Here is a 6000-nt window from a genome sequence, read left to right on the forward strand (position 1 = left end):
ACCACACGCACGGTGCGTCGACCCCCCGCTACCTCATGCCCTCGCCGGGCACTCGACATCCCTGTACGCCTCACTGCGATGACGACCGAGCGTAGTCAGGCCGCTTCGCCTCTCGCAAGGCGTCCACAATGATCTTCTTTTCACGGGTCACAGACACCTTGGCCTGCTCCTTTTCCAGAGTCTGGACCACTCCGCCGGGGATGTTCAGCGCCGGTTCGAGATCCTCCGGCTTACCGATCACCTTGAAGCGGTACGGCTGGGTGACGCGCTTGCCGTCGATCCCCACGCCACCGCGGACGTCCGACAGAGAGGTGTTCGCGACGACCCGGACATCGTTGACCTGGATGGCTTCGGCGCCGGCCGCCCGCAGCTCCTGGATGGTGTCCAGCAGCTTGTCCGCCTCGACGGAGTGCGCCGGGTCGTCGATGGTCAGGTTGATGCCGGGCCCTTGCGCCGCGACGGTCCCGGCCAGCACGCCCAGCTGCTGTTCCTTCTCCACGGTCTGTTTACGGGCCTCCTCGGCCTGGTCCGAGCTGTTCGCCAGCTCGGTCTTCTGCCCTTCCAGTCGCCGCTGTTCGTCGGTCAACCGCTGGGAACGGTTGTCCAGCTCGTCCAGAATGCGCACCAAGTCCTCCTGGCGCGCACCTCGCAGCGCACTGCTGTCACTCGTGGAACGTACCTGAATCGCCAGGCCGAGGCCGAGAATGAACAGCAGCAGCGCAACGATCAGTTGAGCCCGGGTCAGGCGGGGCGGCCACAGACTCGCAACGAGCCGCTCCCGACCGGATTTCGGGCGTGCCGCACTCCCGTCCTCCGCAACCGCGTCCGGAGTCGAGGAGTCTGCCCCTTTGTCCTTCTTGTGTCCAGTACTGTCCGGTTCCTGAGCCTGGGTCGCCTCATCGGCATCCGCCCGCTCGGAGACCCCCGGGCTCTCGGGCGGCATCGGCCGCCGGCCGGCCGGGCCATGCTCCTGGTCCTGGCTCTGCTCCGTCTCCGGCTGCTCCGGCTTCTTCTCCGGCTGCGGGGTCTCGTCCGTCGCCATCCGTCTCACGCCCTGAAGACGTGCCGGCGGATCGCGGCGGCGTTGGAGAAGATCCGGATGCCCAGCACCACGACGACGCCGGTGGAGAGTTGGGCGCCGACGCCCAACTTGTCGCCGAGGAAGACGATCAGCGCGGCGACGACCACGTTCGACAGGAACGAGACCACGAAGACCTTGTCGTCGAAGATGCCGTCCAGCATCGCGCGCAGACCGCCGAACACGGCATCCAGTGCCGCGACGACAGCGATCGGCAAGTAGGGCTCGACCACCGTCGGCACCACGGGGCGGACGACAAGTCCCACCACGACTCCCACGATGAGGCCCAGTACGGCGATCACGATGTGCCCTTCCCTGTGTCGGCGCCGTCCGTCTTGGCGGCACCGGCCTGCGGCTTTGCGGTACGTACGATCAAGCTGGGCGCGGGCGGCAGGGTGACCTCGTTCTCCGCGGAAATCCTGGTGCGCACGCCGTAGTTCTCCTGCAGCACATGCAGGTACTGACCGTCGGCGCTGTCCTGGAACGCGGTGCTCAGCCGCTGCCCGTCCCCCACCGCCAGCACCGTGTAGGGCGGCACCAGCGGCTTGTTGTCGACCAGTATGGCGTCTCCTGCGGCTCTGATCGCCGAGAGTGACGTAAGCCGCTGTCCGTTGACGGAGATGGCCTCCGCACCGGACGCCCACAGGCCATTGACAACGCGTTGCATATCCCTGTCGCGTACCCGACCGGTGTCCGAGAAACCACTGCTCTCACGCGGTCCGCCGCCGCTGGACTCCGCGCCCTTGGCATCGTCCACGACGAGCTTCACCCCCGGCCCGGTGACCTGCGTCGAACCGGACAGCAGCGCCAGCAGCTCGGCCTTGTCGCCGCCGTGCTGCTTCAGGGCCTCGCGCTGCATCCTGCTGACGTCGTCGCGCAGCGCGTCGACCCGATGCTGCTGGCTGTCCGCCTCGCCGGTGCCCTTCTGGATGCGGTGGATCAGCTCTTCGCGCTCCTTGGCGAGCGTCGGTGCCGATATCTGCGCCTGCGCCGCCCCGACCGTCACCACGACCGCGGCGAGCACCAGACCGGCGGCGAGACCCAGCTTCGCGCGCAGGGTACGCGGCATACCGCGCACCCCGGTTTCGGACTTCCGCGCGGCGGCCTCGGCGTATCCCTCGTCGAGGCTGTGGTCCATCACGTTGGTCAGCAGCGACATGGACGCATCGGGGCGCGCGGACGACGCCTTCGGGCTGCTCCGATCGGGGTGCTGCTGCGACATGACGCACATCGTCGCACGTCGGTCGGACAGTCTCCCAATGGCCCCACCGGCGTGCCGGTTCACGGCGCGCCGGTGGGGTCCGGGTCAGCGTCCTGCGCTGTCCACCACTGCGGACCAATCGTCCAGCAGCTGTCGGGCGGAGGCGTCGTCCGGCCCCTCTGCCCACAGGTGGGTGACCGCCTCGGCGGGGTCGGGCAGCACGAGAACCCAGCGGCCGTCGCTCTCCACGACACGGACGCCGTCGGTGGTGTCCACATCCCGGTCGCCGGCCGCCTCGACGACATGCCGCATGACCAGGCCCTTGACCGCCCACGGGGTGGCCAGGTCACGACGCTGGACGTGTGCCCGCGGGATGCGTGCGTCGATCTGGCTCAGGGTGAGCTGGGTACGGGCCACCAGGCCGATCAGCCGGACGAACGCGGCCGCGCCGTCGAAGACGCTGCTGAACTCGGGGATGAGGAAGCCGCCCATGCCGTCGCCGCCGAAGACCGTGCCGTCGTCGCGCCCCACACGGGTCAGATCGTCGGGCGAGGTCGTCGTCCACTCCACCTGCGTCCCGTGGTAGGCCGCCACCTGCTCGGCGATGCGGGTCGTGGTCACCGGCAGCGCCACCCGGCCGGTGCGCCGTTCCGCCGCGACCAGATCCAGCATGACCAGGAGTGCGCGGTCGTCCTCGATGATCCGGCCGCGTTCGTCCACGAGGGACAGCCGCTCGCCCACCGGGTCGAAACGCACACCGAAGGCGGCTCGCGCCGAGGCCACGATCTCGCCGAGCCGGACGAGCCCGGCCCGCCGGGCGTCGGCTGTCTCGGTCGGCCGGGATTCGTCGAGCCCGGGGTTGATCGTCAGCGAGTCGACGCCCAGCCGTCCCAGCAGGCTGGGCAGGACCAGTCCGGCGCTGCCGTTCGAGGCGTCCACGACGACCTTCAGCCCGGAGTCGCTGATGCCCGTGGTGTCCACGGCCCGCAGCAGGGACCCGGTATAGGAGTCGAAGACGCTGGCGGGGAAGATCAGGTCACCGATCTCGCCCGGGAAGGCGCGACGGTACTCCTGGCGGGCGAAGACCCGGTCGAGCTTGCGCTGACCGGCCTGAGAGAGGTCCGCGCCCCGCTCGTCGAAGAACATGATGTCGACGGAGTCCGGCACGCCGGGTGTCGTACGGACCATGATGCCGCCGGCGCTGCCGCGGGCAGTCTGCTGGCGGGCGACCGGCAGCGGGACGTTCTCCAGGTCGCGTACGTCGATGGCGCTGGCCTGCAGCGCGGAGATCACGGCACGCTTGAGCGCCCGGGCGCCTCGGGAGTGGTCACGCGCCGTGGTGACCGTGGAGCCCTTCTTGAGCGTGGTGGCATACGCGCCCGCGAGCCGTACGGCGAGCTCCGGCGTGATCTCCACATTGAGGATCCCGGACACCCCACGGGCGCCGAACAGATGCGCCTGGCCGCGGGACTCCCAGATCACCGAGGTGTTGACGAACGCACCGGCCTCGATGGTCTTGAACGGATAGACCCGCACGTTCCCCTGCACGATCGATTCTTCACCGATCAGGCATTCGTCGCCGATGACGGCACCGTCCTCGATGCGGGCGGCCCGCATGATGTCGGTGTTCTTGCCGATCACACAGCCGCGCAGATTGCTCTGCTGGCCGATGTAGACGTTGTCGTGCACGACGGCGCGGTGCAGGAACGCGCCGCTTTTGACGACGACATTGGAGCCGACGACGGTGTGCTCACGAAGCTCCACGTCCGCCTCGATCTTGGCGTAGTCGCCGATGTACAGCGGACCGCGCAGCACCGCGTCGGGGTGCACTTCGGCGCCCTCGGCGACCCATACGCCCGGCGAGATCTCGAAGCCGTCGATTTCGACATCGACCTTGCCTTCGAGCACATCGGCCTGGGCCTTCACATAGCTCTCGTGTGTGCCGACATCCTCCCAGTAGCCCTCGGCGATATAGCCGTAGATCGGCTTGCCTTCCTTCATGAGCTGCGGAAAGACATCGCCAGACCAGTCCACCGGCACATCGGGTTCGAAGTAGTCGAATACCTCCGGCTCCATGACGTAGATGCCGGTGTTGACCGTGTCCGAGAAGACCTGGCCCCAGGTGGGTTTCTCCAGGAAACGCTCGACCTTGCCGGCCTCGTCGACGATAGTGATGCCGAATTCGAGCGGATTGGGGACCCGGGTGAGACAGACGGTGACGAGGGCGCCCTTTTCCTTGTGGAACCGGATCAGATCGGTGAGATCGAAGTCGGTGAGGGCGTCGCCGGAGATGACAAGGAAGGCATCGTCCTTGAGCGCTTCCTCGGCGTTCTTCACACTGCCCGCGGTGCCGAGCGGCTTTTCCTCATTGGCATAGGTGAGCTCCATTCCGAGCTCTTCTCCGTCGCCGAAGTAGTTCTTGACGAGCGAGGCAAGGAATTGCACGGTCACGACGGTCTCATTGAGACCATGCCGTTTCAGCAGCCTGAGTACGTGCTCCATGATCGGCCTGTTTGCGACCGGAAGCAGAGGCTTGGGCATGCTGGACGTCATGGGGCGAAGGCGTGTTCCTTCGCCGCCGGCCATCACAACGGCCTTCATGTCGGAAGCGTCCTCCTCTAAGAGACGACGGTCTTGCCGACTTCACTTGTCCAGGGCGCCCACTGTTGCTGCTTTCACGTACGGGCGCCGGCCCTTGGCACAAGCTGCCATTTCGGAGAGGTCAGTCGGCGGTGGCGTCCGCCCGGATGAGTCGGCGGACCTGGACCACGTAGAGCATCCCTGCCCACCAGTAGAGCGCCGTACCCCATCCTGCGAACGCCCATCCGAAAACAGCCGCGAGCGTGTGAAGCCAGCCGCTTCCGTCGCTCAGCAGGAGCAACGGGAAGGCGTACATCAAGTTGAACGTAGCCGCTTTGCCCAGGAAGTTCACCTGGGGAGGCCCGTAGCCGTGGCGTCCGAGGAATCCGACCGCGATCAGCAGCATCAGTTCCCGTGCCAGCAGAGCCGCGGTAAGCCAAAGTGGCAGGATCTCGCGCCAGGTCAGACCGACCAGGGTGGAGAGGATGTAGAGGCGGTCGGCGGCCGGGTCGAGGATCCGGCCCAGGCTGCTGATCTGGTTCCAGCGCCGGGCGAGCTTGCCGTCCAGGTAGTCACTGACGCCGCTCAGCGCCAGGACCAGCAGCGCCCAGCCGTCGACCTTCGGGCCCCCGAATTCCGGCCACAGCACCAACCACAGGAACAACGGCACGCCGAGGAGGCGAGCCATGCTCAGAATATTCGGGATGGTGAGGACACGATCCGTCTGGACCCGCGTCTCCTGGACCTCCACGCGAGGCCTCCTGTGGGGAAATGTACCAACGATGCCCCTTGACCTTACCTGCCTCGCCGGCCACGCCGTACCGCGGGTCCCCAAGGTCACGGAACGCAAAAAGCCCCGTGGGAACCGAAGTTCCCACGGGGCTTTTCAAAACTTGTTCGGCGGCGTCCTACTCTCCCACAGGGTCCCCCCTGCAGTACCATCGGCGCTGAAAGGCTTAGCTTCCGGGTTCGGAATGTAACCGGGCGTTTCCCTAACGCTATGACCACCGAAACACTATGAAGATGACAACCCGGCAATGACACAGGTCGTTACTTCAGAACCTACACAGTGGACGCGAGCAACTGAGGACAAGCCCTCGGCCTATTAGTACCAGTCAACTCCACACCTTACGGCGCTTCC

The 6000-nt window shown here is 66.7% G+C and carries 5 protein-coding genes and 1 rRNA gene; all 6 read right to left on the minus strand.

The genetic code is table 11. The features are described 5' to 3' along the window. Positions 1 to 70 precede the first annotated feature (70 nt). Positions 71 to 1042 carry a DUF881 domain-containing protein gene (locus EST54_RS24395; protein WP_129249869.1) on the minus strand — a complete coding sequence of 324 codons (972 nt, stop codon included), beginning with the start codon at positions 1040 to 1042 and terminating at the stop codon, positions 71 to 73. Between the two features lie 5 nt (positions 1043 to 1047). Further along, positions 1048 to 1380 (minus strand): small basic family protein, encoded by a 333-nt coding sequence (locus EST54_RS24400; RefSeq protein ID WP_003984969.1) that lies wholly within the window; start codon positions 1378 to 1380, stop codon positions 1048 to 1050. After that, on the minus strand, positions 1377 to 2309 hold the full coding sequence (locus tag EST54_RS24405; RefSeq protein ID WP_174857506.1) for a DUF881 domain-containing protein: 933 nt from the start codon (positions 2307 to 2309) through the stop codon (positions 1377 to 1379). The genes EST54_RS24400 and EST54_RS24405 overlap by 4 nt, the downstream gene beginning before the upstream one ends. Before the next feature lie 75 nt (positions 2310 to 2384). Further along, complete coding sequence (locus tag EST54_RS24410; protein WP_129249871.1) at positions 2385 to 4880, minus strand: mannose-1-phosphate guanyltransferase; 2496 nt, start codon at positions 4878 to 4880, stop codon at positions 2385 to 2387. A gap of 121 nt (positions 4881 to 5001) precedes the next feature. Continuing rightward, positions 5002 to 5610, minus strand: a complete 609-nt coding sequence (locus tag EST54_RS24415) for a CDP-alcohol phosphatidyltransferase family protein (RefSeq protein WP_129249872.1) — start codon at positions 5608 to 5610, stop codon at positions 5002 to 5004. 144 nt (positions 5611 to 5754) lie between these two features. After that, positions 5755 to 5871: ribosomal RNA gene (rrf, locus tag EST54_RS24420) — 5S ribosomal RNA — on the minus strand. Between the last annotated feature and the right edge of the window lie 129 nt (positions 5872 to 6000).

The sequence above is a fragment of the Streptomyces sioyaensis genome (assembly GCF_004122735.1).
In the GTDB taxonomy this organism is placed as follows: Bacteria; Actinomycetota; Actinomycetes; order Streptomycetales; family Streptomycetaceae; genus Streptomyces; species Streptomyces sioyaensis.

Excerpts from the sequence above, each read along its gene's own strand:
- EST54_RS24395 (WP_129249869.1), bottom strand. The coding sequence starts at position 1,042 with ATGGCGACGGACGAGACCCCGCAGCCGGAGAAGAAGCCGGAGCAGCCG.
- EST54_RS24405 (WP_174857506.1), bottom strand. The coding sequence starts at position 2,309 with ATGTGCGTCATGTCGCAGCAGCACCCCGATCGGAGCAGCCCGAAGGCG.
- EST54_RS24410 (WP_129249871.1), bottom strand. The coding sequence starts at position 4,880 with ATGAAGGCCGTTGTGATGGCCGGCGGCGAAGGAACACGCCTTCGCCCC.